Origin of the sequence: Pseudomonas sp. Je.1.5.c (assembly GCF_051129895.1) — a bacterium.
Classification (GTDB): Bacteria; Pseudomonadota; Gammaproteobacteria; order Pseudomonadales; family Pseudomonadaceae; genus Aquipseudomonas; species Aquipseudomonas urmiensis.
In genome coordinates, this window is sequence record NZ_JBCPSP010000067.1 from 1 (window position 1) to 17,939 (window position 17,939).

A 17,939-nucleotide genomic window follows, 5' to 3' on the forward strand; every position below is an offset into this window, starting at 1 on the left:
CCTGGGACCTGTACGACCGCCTGGTGGGCTACGAAGATGCCCGGCTCAAGGTCAACTACGGCTACGACGCCCTCGGCCGGCGCCTCTACAAGCAATCGGCTGCCAAGTACCAAGACCGCGCGCAGGCAGGCCCGCTGTGGAACCGCAAGCAACGCCTGGACCTCGATGAGCGCTACGGCTGCAAGAGCAGCATCTATGGCTGGGACGGCGACAACCTGGCGTTTGAAAGCACTTACCACCCGCGCGCCGAACGCACCACCCACTACCTCTACGAGCCAGGCACCTTCGTGCCGCTGGTGCAGGCCTCGTACGAGCAACAAATCGCCCTGCTGCCCGAGCCGAGCTATGACGGGCCGTATGACATCAATCAGGATCCGGTCTGGCAATACCAGCCACAGGCACCGGCCTTCAAAGCGCTGGATTGGTACCAATGCGACCACCTAGGAACCCCGCTGGAGCTGACCGATCAGCACGGCGAGATGGTCTGGCGGGCGGACTATCAGGCCTGGGGGCAGGCCCAGGTGAGGCTGAGCGAGGCGGCGCAGCGCAGAAAACTCGACACTGCGCTACGGTTTCAGGGGCAGTACCTGGATGTGGAAACCGGGCTGCATTACAACCGGTACCGGTACTATGATCCGCAGGTGGGGCGGTTTGTTTCGGCGGATCCAATTGGGTATGCCGGGGGGTTGAATCTTTATCAATATGCGCCGAATCCGGTTGCATGGACGGACCCATTAGGTCTCGCAGCGCATAGAGGGAGAATCCAAGCTCAAGGCGATAAACTCGAACAATCTGTGAGCTGGAATCAAGATACTCCTTTTACCGCCGAGCAAGCTAAAAGCAAAATAGAAGAGCTCAAGGGAAAACTCAGCAAAAAAGAGCTTAATATTCGGGATAGCGCCTTCAAGCGTGCAGAACGCTTTATTAACAACGCATGTAGCTGCGGCGGCGTCGAAGCCGACAGCAGAGTATCCTTCAAGGTTAAAGAAACAGCACACGAAAGAGTAGACATCGAAGTTAACTCCGGCATAGCCTTCACCGAGAAATAACATGTTTGAAAACTATCTATCCCACCCCGAAATTTACCAAGCCCTCGAAGAGCACTTCGAAAAAACCTTCAATGCCCTTCTAAAAAAAGAGAATTTAGATCAAGAACAATTCCAAACCCCCTATTATAGGACCCATTTTGCAAACGGAATGCCTTTCATGAATGGCAACCCCATATTTTCAACAAAGCATCTATTAAGCCAGGACAGGCTTAGGGTGATTCTCGACATTGACGCAAGCGACACAACTTGCTTTGAGAACAAACTAAATAACTCAAAAGAGCTTTGCATTTGTGGCAGCGTACAAAATATCGCGCAAATCAAAAAAGCAATGAACAATTGGCTAAAACAGCAAAAGCCCGTCTTAAATCGATCTCAGGAAACATAAATCCGCCCCAGGCTTATTAACTAATACGAACTAGCAAAAACTTACTAACTCCATACTAAAATTATTCATTATAAATATTGACAATGCATTTACAGCAATTAGAGCAATTAGAGCAATTAGAGCAATTAGAGCAAGCCTACGGGACTGGCTTTATTTTATAGATAAGCTTGACTTCATCAATAGAATATTTCTATCGGAAAATAGAAGAACTGTCATACACTGGTATTTTTACATGGAATTGCACGCAACAGACATATAGCCAAGGCTTCACACTTCATCAGAGGACACTTAGCACTCACCGAAAAAACCAAGAAATCAACTAATTCATTAGGAGAAAACACCAAATACCAACCACCAAATCGAAATTCGAAATATTTGACAGCCCCCATACTCTCATTGGTAGAACAACAGCTGAACCAGAATTAAAGATCTGTGGAACGTTTTTACCAACACAATATTTTAAGCAGTACGAAAATCTCTTCAGAAGTCTAGAGCACGCAGCAAACCAGATCCTCCTTACCCATGCAGATCAACTTGAAAACAAATTGCCTCGCTAAATTTTTACGCCACAACAGATACAAAACCAGAGAACAAACTCACCATCAAAGACCTGCAAATAATCGAAGGCTGGATAACTTTCCAAATAATCGAATAACGCTCAAACTTATCACTCAACGGGCAACGCACAACAAATAAAATCAATGACCCTTATATTATTAAAATAATCAATTATCGGATAACACGTAGCCATGACCGACATTAAAGCCAAGTTCATGACCGAATACCACAACCTTTATGACGGATTAGTTTTATCATTCGGACTTTTCTATCCGGCTTCAGGAAATCTTTCAGTGCAGGGGCTTTTTTACGCGAAAAACCACCTTGCATCCAGCGAGCGATGGGACACTATCAAAATAATCGTAGAGGATGTTGTAGACCTTAAAATTCTATGGAAAGGAAACCAGGCCCATTCCATTTGTACCGGTGAACACTTAGTAAAGATTGATGACTTATAGTGCCTAGATGTAGATGATATTTACGGCGATGTTGAGGCCCCAAAATCCATCGCAGAAATACAGAACTTTGGAGATTGTTATGCCACAGGCAAACAGCTAAACATCTATATAATTCCTGACTATCGCACAGACCTACACAACCTAACACCAGGACAATACTCCCTATACCTTTAAGACACTACATACACAGTTTTATCAACGGCAAAATTCCACCACCACCATGATCCGCAGGTGGGGCGGTTGTTTCGGCGGATCCGATTGGGTATGCCGGAGGCTGAATCTCTATCAGTACGCGCCGAATCCAATGGGATGGCTCTCTAGGACTGTCTAACTACCAAGTAAAATCCAATACTGCAGGTGGTGATGTATTAGGTCGAGGTGTTCAATCAATATGTATGGCCCAGGCTTACCAAAATCGTCCGGTGGCGATATAGAGCTGAAGCCCAGTCAATCAGGCTCAAACATAGAATTCAAACCAATTGATCCTGCAACCAGAAAGCTTACTAACTCACAGTGGGAAAAGGCTTGCAAATGTGTGACAAACTTCCTTGACAACCCAAGAAAAGTTGAACAACTGGCAAAATCAGCAGAGGCAGGACTTAATGCGAATCCTAATTCACATCGTGCTCCAGAACTGAAACAAATCCGCATAATTCTACAACGACATCATGATTTAAAAACCAACCCAAGTCGCTGACAGAGAGAATTATAATGCCTGTAGCCCCGCTTAACGAGATACTCAGCACCTACCTAGATGGAGCCTCACTGGACAACCCTGGCATCATAGACCTACCGAGCTTCTCCAAGGCAGCACTGAACGAATCCAACTATTTATTAGTGGGCTCAAAAGATGACCTTCATTTTTACGAAAAAGAGCTAAAAACCGACTATAAAAATAAAGCAATAAGCATCCAAAATAAAATTTACTACTACCTAGACAAACCAATGTTTGTTGGATTGCAAATCGAACCAGCAATACGAGTCACCACTCTAATCAAAAAACACAACAAGAACATCAAGGGCAACGGCACAATCAAAAATATAGAACTTTACCTCACTCACGACCTCAAAGATGGAGCGATCATATTTAATCACAACACCCTATGCAGATTCAGCCAATGGACCAGCAAAGGCGCATACCTTGCAACGACAATAGAAAGCATTACAAACACACAAGATGAGCTTAAAAATATCTCGCTCAATCAAATTAAAAAAACAATGAACCCCTACAGCGCCACCATTCACACAAGTTCTTCACCACTCCGTCGCACGCCCGCACTCCATCGACTGACAAATATAATCAGGAGCATCAATGTAACCAAAACATAGAAACCCAAGGCGACATGTATAACTCACCATGCCCATAAAAAAATAAACATAGAAGAACTCAAGCTCATATTGATCAGGCTCTCGGAAATTCAAGAAGCCTTAATTGATGCACAACCACCAGATCACGCCCCCCATCGACCGAGTAGAGCTTCTCAAAGCGGTAGACGAAGGCTTAAACGAATTTCTTTCGACGGAAAAGAACTGTCTCCCAACAAACAGCCGCATTGCAGCAGATCTTCACAACGCAAGAAACAATTTGAAAACAACCCGTGCCGGCCTCATCGCGGGCAAGCCCGCTCCTACAGGATCGCCGCCAGCGCTATGAGGGGCATGACGCTGTGGGCCAAGAACAGGGGCTATGACACCGCAAGCAATGCCCCAAAATGGTGCGTCACCGCTTTCACGCCTCACCATAGCGCAACTGAAAACCACCACCGCCCCACCGTTGTGCCAATTAAAAATACCCCTCTCCCACCCCATTCACATCCTGCAACAGACGCCAACGTTTGCGTCTATATCGCCTCATAACGAAAGTGACCAACGGGTCACATTTTTATCCCCGGCTCTCCTACACTCTGGTTTCGGCCCGCCATTTGCTCAGGAAAAACCGAGCTAAAAAAAGTCGAACTTTCCTAAACAGCGGTGGGTCAGGAACTAAGTAGGCCAGCGCAACGGGACCTCCCCAGCCTCGGCCATCCACCCCAATCAGTCTCACCGCCATCGGCAGGAATGCTGATCGCGCAGTGCGTGCGCGCACGACCTCGGGGCAAGGACTGCACTACCAAGATTCGCACTAGAGAGAACCAACACGAAATAACGCAACGGGTGCCTGCCACCCGGCCAATAGGGACGGAGAGAAGTATGATCAGTGCCGCTGTCGAGCCTCACGTAGATTCATTCAACCCGGACAACCGCGAGCCGCTCCAGCCGGATTTCGCCACGACAGCCAAGGCACCGGGCGCCCAGCGCCAACACAATCCGAACAAGCGCAAAGTGCTGTTCGTCACCTCGGAAATCGCTGACCTGGTCAAGACCGGCGGGTTGGGAGACGTCTCCTCTGCCCTGCCGCGGGCGCTGGCCCATCTGCACGATGTCCGCGTGTTGATCCCAGGCTATCCGCAGGTAGTAGACAGTGACAATCCAATCCATATCGTTGGCGAACTGGGTGGCCACGCCGCCTTGCCACCCTGCAAGCTGGGCCGGATGGATTTGGCCGACGGCCTGGTCATCTATGTACTGATCTGCCCCGAGCTGTACCAGCGCGAGGGCACTCCCTATGGCGCCAACAATGGCCGCGACTGGCCCGACAACCATATCCGCTTCGCCCGCCTGGGCCTGGCTGCCGCCGAGATCGCGGCCGGTGAAGGCATGGCGCACTGGAAGCCGGACCTGGTCCACGCCCATGACTGGCCAGCAGGCCTGGCGCCGGCCTATATGCACTGGCGCGGGCTGAGCACGCCAACCCTGTTCACCATTCACAACCTGGCGTACCAGGGTGTCTACAGCCGTGGCTGCAGCCCGGAGCTGGCGATCCCTGACCACGCCATGCAGCAAGAGGGCATGGAGTTTTACGGCAAGTTGTCGTTCCTCAAGGCGGGCCTGGCCTACTCCAGCCACATCACCACCGTGAGTGCCACCTACGCCAAGGAAATCACCACGCCAGAATTTGGCTGTGGGCTGGATGGTTTTCTCGCCAGCAAGGCCTATCAAGGGCTGCTCAGCGGCATCCCCAATGGCATCGACGAAAGCTGGGACTCGGCCACCGACCGCCACTTGCAGCACAACTTCAGTATCAACGACTGGGACGGCAAGGCGCGTAACGCCGAGGAAGTGCGCAAGCTGTTCGAGTTGGAGCCCTCCGAAGGCCCGCTGTTCGCCGTGGTCTCGCGCCTGGTCTATCAAAAGGGGCTGGACCTGACCCTGGGCGTGGCCGACTTCATCGTCGAGCAAGGTGGGCAGATCGCGATCATCGGCCGTGGCGAGCCGGAAGAAGAACAGGCCATGCGTGAGCTGGCCTTGCGTCACCCAGGGCGGATCGGCGTGCGCATCGGCTTCAACGAGACCGATGCCCGGCGCATGTTCGCTGGCAGTGATTTTCTGCTGATGCCGTCGCGCTACGAGCCCTGCGGCTTGAGCCAGATGTATGCGCAGCGCTTCGGCTCGCTGCCGGTGGCGCGTAATACCGGCGGGCTGGCCGACACCATTGAAAATGGCGTGACGGGCTTTCTGTTCGACGAGTCGACCGTGGACAGCTACCGCGAGGCGCTGAGCCGGGCTTTCTATATCTATGCCAAGAAGGATTTGCTGCACGCCATGCGTTGCCTGTCGATGACCCAGCCGTTCAACTGGTGCCAGGCGGTCGAGCCCTATGCGCACCTGTATGAGGAGCTGGTCAAGCAGGTTCAGTTCAGCCGCTACTGATCGAGGTATCGAAGATGCACAGGCATGGCGCACATTTACTGGACGCCACGTCGGCGCGCTTCGCCCTCTGGGCGCCGGATGCGCGCAGCGTGAGCTTGCAGTTGGACCAACAACCGGCGATTGCCTTGCAGGCCGAGGGCGATGGCTGGTTCAGCGGCATTGCCCCTGCCCAGGCAGGCAGCCGCTATCGCTACCGCATCGATGATGAGCTGGAAGTCGCCGACCCGGCTTCGCGCTATCAGCCCGAAGGGGTGCATGGCCCGAGCCAGGTGGTCGACCTGGCCCGCTATCCGTGGCTGCACCCCTGGCAAGGCCGGCCCTGGCACGAAGCGGTGATCCAGGAGCTGCACGTGGGCTTGGCCGACGGCTATGCCGGGGTCGCTGGGCAATTGCCACGCCTGGCCGAGCTGGGTATCACGGCGATCGAGCTGATGCCGCTGGGGCAGTTTCCCGGAGAGCGCAACTGGGGCTATGACGGGGTGCTGCCGTTTGCCCCCCAGCACAGTTATGGCAGCCCGCAGCAGCTGTGTGCCCTGATCGATCAGGCGCATGGCCTTGGGCTGATGGTGATGGTCGATGTGGTCTACAACCACTTCGGCCCCGATGGCAATTTCCTGCATGAATACGCCAGCCCGTTCTTTCGCCAAGATCGGCAGACGCCCTGGGGCGCAGCCATCGACTTTCGCCGCCCTGAAGTGCGCGAGTACTTCATTCAGAACGCGCTGATGTGGCTGTGTGACTATCGCGTCGATGGCCTGCGCCTGGATGCGGTGCATGCCATCGACCAACCGGACTTTCTGGTGGAACTGGCGACGCGGGTTCGCGCTGCGGTGGGCGCTCCCACCGCTATCGCGGGGCAAGCCCGCTCCCACACGGCCACCCTTGCGAACAACAGCGTGGAAGCGGGCTTGCCCCGCGATGAGCCCGGTCGCCACGTGTGGCTGGTGCTGGAAAACGAACACAACCAGGCAAGCCTGCTCGAACAAGGCTTCGACGCCCAGTGGAACGACGACGGCCATAACGTCTTGCACGTGCTGCTGACTGGCGAAACCGAAGGCTACTACCAAGATTACCAAGACCGCCCCATCGACAAGCTCGCCCGCTGCCTGAGCGAAGGATTCGTGTTCCAGGGCCAGCCCAATCGCCACGGCACCCCTCGCGGCGAACCCAGTGCGCATTTGCAGCCGAGCAAGTTCGTGCTGTTCTTGCAGAACCACGACCAGATCGGCAACCGCGCCTTGGGCGAGCGCCTCACTCGGCTCTGCTCACCGCAGGCGCTGCGCGCCGCCACGGGGCTGTTGTTGCTGTCGCCGATGATCCCGCTGCTGTTCATGGGCGACGACGACGGCAGCTGCAAACCTTTCCTGTTCTTCACTGATTTTCACGACGAGTTGGCCGACGCGGTGCGTGAAGGCCGGCGCGGCGAGTTCGCCCATTTTGCCGCGTTCGCCGACCCCGACCAGCGCGAGCAGATCCCCGACCCGAATGCCGCCGACACCTTCGAGGCCTCCCGTCCCAAGCGCCAGGAAGTCCTGGCCGGCTGGCACGGCCTGTATCAGCAATTGCTCGAACTGCGCCGCTTGCACGTCTCGCCGCATTTGCCCGGCAGCCAGGCGCTAGGCGCCGAGGTGCTCGGCGACAAGGCGCTCAGCGCGCGCTGGCGCCTGGGCAATGGCCAGCAGCTGCGCATCGACCTCAACCTGGGCGCTACGCCGCAGCCGGTCGAGCTGCCGCCTGCCGCGCAGCGTCTGTTCGACAGCAGCGATAACGCCCACCCCGATTCCACCCTGGCCGCGCACAGTTGCGTGGTCAGCCTGCTTGCCCCTGCCCTGGAGCCTACATGAGCGAATTGCCGTTGCACCGTCTGGCCGCCCGTGTGGGAGTGGCCCGTGACTGGATCGATGCCAACAACCGCCCGCAGCAGGTCAGCGACCCGGTACTGCGCCAAGTCCTGGCCGGGCTTGGCCACCCGGCAACCGATGACGCGGCGATCGCGGCCAGCCTGCAAAGCCTGGATCAAGCCGAAGACAGCGAGCACCTGCCGCCGCTACTGACCGTCGATATCGACCAGCCGTTGCCGCTGGCGCGTTACTTTTCTGCCGGCAGCCCGGTGCGTTGTGTGCTGGAAAACGGCGACCCTGTGGAGCTGAACCTCGACGAACAGGCGCAACTGCCCGGCAAACTGCCCATCGGTTATCACCAGCTGGATATCGATGGCCGCAGCTTCAGCGTGGCGGTAGCGCCTCTGCGTTGCCATGCCTTGCACGATGCCGTTCAAGAGCCACCGCCGCGTTGCTGGGGCCTGTCGGTGCAGCTGTACAGCCTGCGCCGCCCGGGTGACGGCGGCTATGGCGACTGCCTGGCCCTGGAGCAATTGGCCCGCAGTGCGGCCGAGCGTGGCGCCGATGCCTTGGCGATCAGCCCAATCCACGCGTTGTCGGGCGCCGACCAGCGCCACTACAGCCCCTACTCCCCGTCCAGCCGGCTGCTGCTCAACAGCCTCTATGCCAGCCCCGCGGCGCTGCTCGGCGAGCGCACCGTGCGCCTGGCCATCGAGGCCTGCGAGCTGCAACCCACCCTCGATGAGCTGGAGCGCCAGTCGTTGGTCGACTGGCCGCGCGCCGCCGACGCCCAACAGCGTCTGCTCAAGGCGCTGTACAAGGATTTCAGCCAGGGCAATCACCCGCTGCGCGAAGACTTCGACAGTTTTCGCCAAGCCGGTGGCCAGGCCCTGGAGCATCATTGCCGCTTCGAGGTTCTGCAAACCGAGGCCATGGAGCGCGGCCTGGGTGCCGACTGGCGCAACTGGCCGGCCGCCTGGCACGACCCGTACCACCCCGAGGTGGAAGCCTTCGCCAGCGCCCATCCATCGTGGGTGGAGTACCACGCGTTCTGCCAATGGCTGACGGAGCGCGGCCTGCAACGCGCCCAGGAAGCAGCGCGCGGCAACGGCATGGCCGTCGGGCTGATCGCCGATCTGGCGGTGGGTGCCGATGGCGCTGGCAGCCAAGGCTGGAGCCGCCAGGACGAGCTGCTATCTGAGCTGACGGTCGGCGCCCCGCCGGATATCCTCAACCGCGCCGGCCAGGACTGGGGCATCAGCGCGTTCTCACCTGAAGGCCTCAAGCGCAACGGCTACCGCGCCTTCATCGAAATGCTGCGGGCCAATCTGGCCCATGCCGGGGGCCTGCGCATCGACCATGTGATGGGCCTGCGCCGGCTGTGGCTGATCCCCCGTGGCGCCAAGCCCAGCGAGGGCGCCTACCTCAATTTCCCCCTGGATGACCTGCTGCGCTTGCTGACCCTCGAATCGGTGCGCCACCAGGCAGTGATCCTTGGCGAAGACCTCGGCACGGTGCCTGAGGGCCTGCGCGAAGTGCTCGCCGACAAGGCCATACTGGGCATGCGCGTGCTGCCCTTCGAGCAGACCTCGACCGGCCATTTCAAGCCGATTCTCGACTGGCCCGACAACGCCCTGGCCACCACCGGCACCCACGACCTGGCGCCGCTGGCCGGTTGGCTGCAGAGCCGCGATATCGACTGGTATCACCGCCTGCACTTGATCGATGCGCCTGCCGAACTGCACTGGCGCCATGACCGGCAAAAGGAGCGCGACGGCCTGCGCCGCCTGCTGGAAGCCAACTATGGACCGCTCAAATCCGACGACGAGCTGATCGATGCGGCCATCCGCTACGTCGGCCATACCCGCGCGCCGCTGGTGCTGATCCCGCTGGAAGACCTGCTAGGCAGCGACGAGCAAGCCAACCTGCCCGGCACCACCGAAGGCCACCCCAATTGGCGCCGCCGTTTCGCCCTGGCGGTGCGCGACCTGCTCGACGATGAAGACGCCGCACGGCGCCTGGAGCTGCTGGCCCAGGCCCGTGAACAAGCCTGGGAGCGTGACCGATGAAACCCTTGACCGCCACCGTGCGGCTGCAATTTCACAGCGACTTCACCCTGGATGACGCGGTGCCGCTGGTGCCGTACTTCGCCCGCTTGGGCGTCAGCCACCTCTACGCCTCGCCGATCCTCAAGGCCCGCGCCGGCTCGCGGCATGGCTACGATGTGGTCGACCCGACGCGGGTCAACCCGGAGCTGGGCGGCGAGGCCGCGCTGCTGCGCTTGGTCGGTGCATTGCGTCAGCACAGCATGGGGCTGATCCTCGACACGGTGTCCAACCACATGGCCGTGGGCGGCGCCGACAACCCTTGGTGGCAGAGCCTGCTGGCCTGGGGGCGACGCAGCCCCTATGCCGAGTTCTTCGACATTCAATGGCACTCCAGCGACCCGCTGCTGGCCGGCCAATTGCTGTTGCCGTTTCTCGGCACAGACTATGGCGTGGCCTTGCAACAGGGCGACATCCCGCTGACCTTCGACGCCGATCAAGGGGTACTGGAGGTCGCTCATTACGACCATCGCTTCCCCATTTGCCCGCTGGACTACCCGCGCATCCTGGGGCACAGCCAGCACCCGCAGTTGCGCGAGCTGGCCCAGCGTTTCAGCAGCCTGCATGAGTCGCCCGAGCCACTGGCCGATGCCCTGCCCTTGCACGCCGAATTGGCTCGCGTGGTCAACCAAGGCGCTAGCCTGGATGAGGCCCTGAGCGCCTTCGACAGCCGCACCGAAGCGGGCTTCAAGCGCCTGCATCAGTTGCTCGAACGCCAGACCTACCGCCTGGCCAGCTGGCGCACGGCGGCGGACGATATCAACTGGCGGCGCTTTTTCGACATCAACGAGCTGGGCGGCCTGCGGGTCGAGCGCGCGCTGGTGTTCGAAGCGACCCATGCCAAGCTGTTCGAGCTGATCGAGCGCGGTTTGGTCGATGGCCTGCGCATCGACCATATCGACGGGTTGGCCGATCCACGCGGATACTGTCGCAAGTTGCGCCGGCGCGTCGACAGCCTGTTGGCCACGCGCCCGCTGAACGCTGCGCTTGAGCACTTCCCGATCTACGTGGAGAAGATCCTCGGCGTCGATGAGCACCTGCATCAGGACTGGCTCACCGACGGCACCACCGGCTACGAGTTCATGAACCAGGTGTCGCTGCTCCAGCACGACCCCGCGGGTGAAGAGCCGCTGACCGAGTTGTGGCGCAGCGTCAGCGAGCGCCCTGACTTCCCTGAAGAAGTCCGCCAGGCGCGCCATCTGGTGCTTAACGCCAGCCTGGCCGGCGACTGTGAGTCGGTGGCCCAGGCGCTGCTGCGAGTGGCGCGCGACGACCTGATGACCCGCGACCTGACCCTGGGCGCGATTCGCCGGGCGCTCCAGGCGCTGGTCGAGCATTACCCGGTGTACCGCACCTATATCAACGCCATCGGCCGCCCCGCAGAAGACGAAGCGTTTTTCCAGCAGGCGCTGAGCGGCGCCCGGCAAACCTTGAGCGAAGCCGACTGGCCGTTGCTCGACCAGCTCCAGCTGTGGCTCGGCGGCCAACCCTGGCGCCGCCTGCCGCCTGGCCGGCCACGCAAGCACCTGCGCCATGCCTGCGTGCGCTTCCAGCAGCTGACCGCGCCGAGCGCCGCCAAGGCTGTGGAAGACACTGCCTTCTACCGCTCGGCCCGATTGCTCTCGCGCAATGATGTGGGCTTTGAGGCCGAGCGCTTCAGCGCCGCGCCCGAGGCGTTTCACACCGAGGCCGAGCGCCGCCTGCGCGACTTCCCCGACAACCTGCTGGCCACCGCCACCCATGACCACAAGCGCGGCGAAGACTGCCGCGCGCGCCTGGCGGTGCTCAGCGAACGTGGGCCTTGGCTGGCCAGCCGGGTCGAGCATTGGCGCGAGTTGGCCGCGCCGCTGCGCCAGGCCTTGGAAGATGGCCCGGCGCCGAGCCCGGCTGATGAAATGATGCTGCTGCAGACGCTGCTCGGTAGCTGGCCGCTGCAGCTTGACCGGCACGATCAAGCCGCCCTTGGCCGCTACGCCGAACGGATTCGCCAGTGGCAGCAGAAGGCACTGCGCGAAGCCAAATTGCGCAGCGCCTGGAGCGCGCCGAACGAGGCCTATGAAGCGGCGTGCGCGGCCTATATCGATGGCCTGCTGCTTGAGCGCGAGAATGAGCAGCTGCGCAATTCACTGGCTGAGGCTGCGCAGTCGATCGCCTGCGCAGGTGCGCTCAATGGGCTGGTGCAGTGCCTGCTACGGATGACTTCGCCGGGGCTGCCCGACCTGTACCAGGGTAATGAGTACTGGGACCTGAGCCTGGTCGACCCGGACAACCGCCGCCCAGTGGACTACGCTGTGAGGCGGGCCAGCCTGGACGACAGCACGCCGCTGGCAGCGCTGCTCGAACACTGGCGCGATGGACGGATCAAGCAGGCGTTGATCGCCCAGGTCCTCGACTGTCGTCAGGCCTATCCAGCGCTATTTCGCCGGGGTGACTACCTGCCGCTGGCCGTGCAGGGCCGGCATGCCGACAAGGTACTGGCGTTTGCCCGCCTGGGCGAAGGTGAGCGCGCGATTGTGGTGGTACCACGTTTGACCTACGCGTTACTGGGCAACAGCCCAATACCGTTGATCCCGGCACAGAACTGGGACGACACCCGGCTGATTCTGCCGTTTGCCTTGTCACCTGCCAATTGGACTGGACTTTTCGCCAGCCGCGCGGTCAGCCCTTCTAGAGAGCTGATGTTGAGCGCTGTGTTGGCTGAATGTCCGGTCAATCTGTTGATACAACAATCTTGAGCATCAGGAGCGTCATGATGAGTGTCGATGAAAAGCGTATTCGCCAATTTGCCTATGAGATCTGGGAGTCCGAGGGCAAGCCTGCCGGGCAGGAGGAGCGCCATTGGGAGATGGCGCGCAAGCTTGCCGAAGCTGAAGCCCTGGCGCCCAAGGCTGCGCCGCGCAAGAAGCCGGCTGCAGCCAAGCCTAAGGTTGCGGCAGAACCCAAGGCTGCGGCCAAGCCCAAGGTGGCCAGCAGCGCGGCCGCCAAGCCGGTTGCCGAGAAGAAGCCCCGGGCGGTGAAAAAGCCCAGTGCGGGGTGAGTCTTTCCAGACGCCTTTGCCCAGCAATACAGGGGCCGCTGCGCGCCCCTGACACCCCCCTCCCCCTGGCCAACGAGGACTGCCATGAGCCCCCGCACCCCGAAGAAAACCCGCTCTGTCGCCCCATCGCGCATTCGTGAAGGCATGCCCTTCCCGCTCGGCGCCACCTGGGACGGCCTGGGAGTCAACTTCGCCCTGTTCTCGGCCAATGCCACCAAAGTCGAGCTGTGCTTGTTCGACTCCACTGGCGAGCAGGAGCTCGAACGCATCGAGCTGCCGGAATACACCGATGAGATCTACCACGGCTACCTACCCGACGCCCACCCAGGCCTGGTCTACGGCTATCGCGTCTACGGCCCCTACGAGCCGGAGAATGGCCATCGCTTCAACCACAACAAGCTATTGATCGATCCCTACGCCAAACAACTGGTCGGCACCCTGAAGTGGTCCGAGGCGCTGTTCGGCTACACCATTGGCCATCCCGATGGCGATTTGTCGTTCGATGAGCGTGACAGCGCGCCCTTCGTGCCCAAATGCAAAGTCATCGACCCGGCCTTCACCTGGGGCCGCGACCATCGCGTGCAGGTGCCGTGGGAACGGACCATCCTCTACGAGGCGCACACCCGCGGTATCAGCATGCGCCACCCGGCGGTGCCCGAGGCGTTGCGCGGCACCTTTGCCGGCCTTGCCAACGATGAGCTGCTCAAGCACATCAAGGATCTGGGCGTGTCCTCCATCGAACTGCTGCCGATCCACGCCTTCGTCAACGACCAGCATTTGCTCGACAAGGGCCTGAACAACTATTGGGGCTACAACAGCATCGCCTTCTTCGCGCCGCACCCCAAGTACCTGGCCAGCGGCAAGATCGCCGAGTTCAAGGAGATGGTCGCCCACCTGCACGACGCAGGCCTGGAGGTGATCCTCGATGTGGTCTACAACCACACCGCCGAAGGCAACGAACAAGGCCCGACCCTGTCGATGCGCGGCATCGACAACGCCTCGTACTACCGCCTGATGCCCGATGACAAGCGCTACTACATCAACGACTCCGGCACCGGCAACACCCTCGACCTGAGCCACCCTTGCGTGCTGCAACTGGTCACCGATTCGCTGCGCTACTGGGCCGGCGAGATGCGCGTGGATGGCTTTCGCTTCGACCTGGCGACCATCCTGGGCCGCTACCACGATGGCTACAACGAGCGGCACAGCTTCCTCGTCGCCTGCCGCCAAGACCCGCTGCTGAGCCAAGTCAAGCTGATCGCCGAACCTTGGGACTGCGGCCCAGGCGGCTATCAGGTGGGCAACTTCGCCCCCGGCTGGGCCGAATGGAACGACCGTTTTCGCGACACCGTGCGCAGCTTCTGGAAAGGCGACGAGGGCCAATTGGCCGACTTCGCCTCACGCATGACGGCCTCAGGCGACATGTTCAACAACCGCGGCCGGCGCCCCTATGCCTCGGTCAACTTCGTCACCGCCCACGACGGCTTCACCCTGCGGGACCTGGTCTCGTACAACGATAAGCACAACGAAGACAACGACGAGAACAATCAGGACGGCACCGACAACAACCTGTCATGGAACTGCGGCGCCGAGGGGCCGACCGAAGACCCTGAAATCAATGCCCTGCGCATGCGCCAGATGCGCAACTTCTTCGCCACCCTGCTGCTGGCCCAAGGCACGCCGATGATCGTTGCCGGCGATGAGTTCAGTCGCACCCAGCATGGCAACAACAACGCCTACTGCCAGGACAGTGAGATCGGCTGGATCAACTGGGACCTGGACGAGCAAGGCAGCGAGCTGCTGACCTTCGTCAAGCGCCTGACCCGCTTGCGCCTGGCCTACCCGGTGCTGCGCCGCTCACGCTTTTTGGTCGGCGACTACAACGAGGCGATTGGGGTCAAGGATGTCACCTGGCTGGCCCCCGATGGCAGCGAGATGACCGTGGAGCAATGGCAAGACCCGCACGGGCGTTGCCTGGGCATGCTGATGGATGGCCGCGCACAAGTCAGCGGGATTGCCCGGCCAGGGTCTGAGGCGACCATGCTGCTGATCGTCAATGCCCACCATGACACCGTGCCGTTCAAACTGCCTGCCGTGCCTGAAGGCGATTACTGGAGCTGCCTGATCGATACCGATCGACCGCAGTTGCGCAAGCCGCAGCATTTGCCATTCGAAACGATGTTCGAGGCGACTGGACGCTCGTTGCTGCTGATGGTGCTGCAGCGCGAGGAGGACTGAACCCAACTGGGCTGATTCGGTCCTAGACAATAGCGTTTGTTGTGTCAGTGGCGGCTTTATCGCAGGGCATTGTGGGAGCGGGCTTGCCCCGCGATGAGGCCGCCACTGACCCAACCCACTCAGCAGCCAGCCAGGAACAGGAGTCCCCGTGAACCTCGAAGCCGGCAGTCAAGGTTTCGCCTCCGTCAGCCAATCCCCGGCCGTCGACCGACTCCGGGTCCTGACGGTCAATACCCACAAAGGCTTTACCGCCTTCAACCGGCGCTTCATCTTGCCGGAGCTACGCGAGGCGGTGCGCAGCACCCAAGCCGATATCGTGTTTCTCCAGGAAGTGCTCGGCAGCCACGACCGCCATGCTGCGCGCTACCCCGGCTGGCCGCAGACCTCGCAGTACGAGTTTCTCGCCGACAGCATGTGGAGCGACTTCGCCTACGGCCGCAATGCGGTCTACCCCGATGGCCACCACGGCAACGCCCTGCTGTCCAAATATCCGATCCTGGAGCACCGCAACCTCGACGTGTCGATCACCGGCCCCGAGCGCCGCGGCCTGCTGCATTGCATCCTGGATGTGCCCGGCCAGCGCCCGGTGCATGCCATCTGCGTGCACTTGTCGCTGCTCGAAAGCCACCGCCAGCAGCAATTGCAGTTGCTGCGCAAACTGCTCGACGCCCTGCCCGCTGACGAGCCGGTGATCATCGCCGGCGACTTCAACGACTGGAAGCTGCGCGGCAATCGCACCCTGGGCCTTGCGCGCGACCTGCACGAAGCGTTCGAGCGCCACCATGGCCTGCTCGCCCGAACGTATCCGGCGCGCTTGCCATTACTGCGCCTGGACCGGATCTACCTGCGCAATGCCCAGAGCCACGCCCCGCAAATCCTCGGCCACAAGCCTTGGACGCACCTGTCGGACCACCTGCCACTGGCAGTGGAAGTGCGTCTGTAGCAATGATTCGGCATAGCCGCACAAGGGCAAATAGCGAACCTGGCTATGGGTAATGGATTTATCCATTAATTCAATGGGTTAACACCTTGTACAGACCTTGAACAGATCCTTCACGTTTTCTTGACGCAAGCCTTGTCCTCTCCTTAGCTGAACTTAATACCAGACGTAAAAAATTTGCGCCGGGCCTCTAGCTCGCGCCTTCGTGCGCGCTCGAACAGGCTGGCGTGCTGGTTTGGGTCGCCCTCTGTTTTGTCGTACAGCTCGTGACAACAGGCCAGGTCCTTGGGCTGTACCTTAAAAACAAGAGGAGAACCGCCATGAAAAGAACTGCGCGCCCCCTGCGCCTCGATCATGTTCTGTGCGCGGTTTCCACGTCGCTGCTCCTGGCAACCCCGGTGGAAACTTTCGCGTTCGATCTGCAAGAGGATGAGCCTTACGCCAACCTTCTGCAGCAGCCGGCGATGCCCCAGCTGTCGCTGGATCCGGTCAGCGCCAGCGGCTTGAGCCTCAATACCCTCAGCGCCTTTTCCGAGCGCATGAGCCAGCGCCATGGGCAGGCGGCACCGGACCTGGTCGCCAGCCAATGGTCGCAGTTCTTCCCCGGCATGCCCCACATCGGCGCGCAACCACCCAATCAACTCGAAGCGCCCAGCCAGCAACTGATGATTGGCCCTGACCTGTTCGTGCGCGAATCGACCTCGGGCAACGTCCACCGGGCCGGGGTATTCGTCGGCCATAACAACCTGCAAAGCAGCTTCAACGGCATGCGCCAGTTGCTCGGCGACAAGCAGCGCAACGCCGTCAACCTCAGCGGCGAGAGCCTGGGGGTGTACTGGAGCATGAGCCATGCCCAGGGCTGGCACCTGGATGCGGTGGCCATGGGCACCCGCATCGATGTCAGTGGCCGTGGCGAAAGCGGCCAGCGCCTGGATGACAGCGGCCACGCGATGACCTTCTCGTTGGAAGGCGGTTACCCGATTGGCCTGGGTGGCGGTTGGGTGATCGAGCCGCAGGCGCAGTTGATCAACCAGCAGTTCTTCCCCGGCAGCCAGGTGCAGGAAGCGACTTTGCAGGCATTCGATAGCCAGCCCAGCTGGAGCGGCCGGGTCGGTGCCAAATTGTCTGGGCGCTATGTGGTGAGCGGAATGCCGATCGAGCCCTATGTGCGGACCAACGTCTGGTACGACTTCAGCAACGCCGATGGGGTGCAGCTGGACCAGGTCGACAAGATCTCCAGCTCACGCTATTCGACCACGGTCGAATTGGGCTTGGGCCTGGTGGCGCGGATGACGCCGAATGTGGCGTTGTTCGTCAGTGCCGACTACAGCAGCGATATGGACGGCAATGACCTCAATGGCTTGATTGGCAGTCTTGGCGTGAAGATGCGCTGGTAGCCGCCACCCCACCCTGTGGGAGTGGGGTTGTGGGTGTCGTTAGGCTGGCTTCATGACCAGAACGCCAAGTGGCGCAGGCTCAAAGCCAACGACAATGCGCTACACCGCCTCGTGGGAGCGGGCTTGCCCCGCGATAGCGTCAGATCAGCCCCCCCAATTGAGGCTGCTGATGCTATCGCGG

At 60.0% G+C, this 17,939-nt stretch carries 14 protein-coding genes; all 14 read left to right on the top strand.

The features are described from left to right. Window positions 1-1,049, top strand: a 1,049-nt coding sequence (locus AAZU54_RS26110; protein WP_434727849.1) for an RHS repeat domain-containing protein, incomplete at its 5' end; no start/stop codon positions are given. A gap of 1 nt (window position 1,050) precedes the next feature. Next, on the top strand, window positions 1,051-1,434 hold the full coding sequence (locus AAZU54_RS26115) for a hypothetical protein (RefSeq protein WP_434727850.1): 384 nt from the start codon (window positions 1,051-1,053) through the stop codon (window positions 1,432-1,434). Window positions 1,435-2,183: 749 nt separating this feature from the next. Beyond that, a complete protein-coding gene (locus AAZU54_RS26120) occupies window positions 2,184-2,450 on the top strand; it encodes a hypothetical protein (protein WP_434727851.1) in 267 nt (88 codons plus the stop codon). Window positions 2,451-2,841: 391 nt separating this feature from the next. Further along, a complete protein-coding gene (locus tag AAZU54_RS26125; protein WP_434727852.1) occupies window positions 2,842-3,147 on the top strand; it encodes a hypothetical protein in 306 nt (101 codons plus the stop codon). 14 nt (window positions 3,148-3,161) lie between these two features. After that, window positions 3,162-3,779: a hypothetical protein gene (locus tag AAZU54_RS26130; RefSeq protein ID WP_434727853.1), complete on the top strand. Its 618-nt coding sequence runs from the start codon at window positions 3,162-3,164 to the stop codon at window positions 3,777-3,779. Window positions 3,780-3,885: 106 nt separating this feature from the next. Further along, window positions 3,886-4,104 carry a hypothetical protein gene (locus tag AAZU54_RS26135; RefSeq protein WP_368973455.1) on the top strand — a complete coding sequence of 73 codons (219 nt, stop codon included), beginning with the start codon at window positions 3,886-3,888 and terminating at the stop codon, window positions 4,102-4,104. A 536-nt stretch (window positions 4,105-4,640) separates the two neighbouring features. Beyond that, entirely contained in the window at window positions 4,641-6,200 is a 1,560-nt protein-coding gene (glgA, locus tag AAZU54_RS26140) for a glycogen synthase GlgA (RefSeq protein ID WP_186554827.1), read from the top strand. Window positions 6,201-6,214: 14 nt separating this feature from the next. Then, window positions 6,215-8,044, top strand: coding sequence for a malto-oligosyltrehalose trehalohydrolase (locus tag AAZU54_RS26145; RefSeq protein ID WP_434727854.1), 1,830 nt, complete (start codon window positions 6,215-6,217; stop codon window positions 8,042-8,044). Further along, window positions 8,041-10,110: a 4-alpha-glucanotransferase gene (malQ, locus tag AAZU54_RS26150; RefSeq protein WP_186554829.1), complete on the top strand. Its 2,070-nt coding sequence runs from the start codon at window positions 8,041-8,043 to the stop codon at window positions 10,108-10,110. Before AAZU54_RS26145 ends, malQ begins: the two co-directional genes overlap by 4 nt. After that, window positions 10,107-12,881 carry a malto-oligosyltrehalose synthase gene (locus AAZU54_RS26155; RefSeq protein WP_434727855.1) on the top strand — a complete coding sequence of 925 codons (2,775 nt, stop codon included), beginning with the start codon at window positions 10,107-10,109 and terminating at the stop codon, window positions 12,879-12,881. The genes malQ and AAZU54_RS26155 overlap by 4 nt, the downstream gene beginning before the upstream one ends. A 14-nt stretch (window positions 12,882-12,895) precedes the next feature. Further along, entirely contained in the window at window positions 12,896-13,183 is a 288-nt protein-coding gene (locus AAZU54_RS26160) for a DUF2934 domain-containing protein (protein WP_186554831.1), read from the top strand. 84 nt (window positions 13,184-13,267) lie between these two features. Beyond that, window positions 13,268-15,421 carry a glycogen debranching protein GlgX gene (gene glgX / locus AAZU54_RS26165; protein ID WP_186554832.1) on the top strand — a complete coding sequence of 718 codons (2,154 nt, stop codon included), beginning with the start codon at window positions 13,268-13,270 and terminating at the stop codon, window positions 15,419-15,421. Window positions 15,422-15,569: 148 nt separating this feature from the next. Next, complete coding sequence (locus tag AAZU54_RS26170) at window positions 15,570-16,364, top strand: endonuclease/exonuclease/phosphatase family protein (RefSeq protein ID WP_186554833.1); 795 nt, start codon at window positions 15,570-15,572, stop codon at window positions 16,362-16,364. Between the two features lie 317 nt (window positions 16,365-16,681). Then, window positions 16,682-17,758 (top strand): autotransporter domain-containing protein, encoded by a 1,077-nt coding sequence (locus AAZU54_RS26175; protein ID WP_186554834.1) that lies wholly within the window; start codon window positions 16,682-16,684, stop codon window positions 17,756-17,758. Window positions 17,759-17,939: the final 181 nt, after the last annotated feature.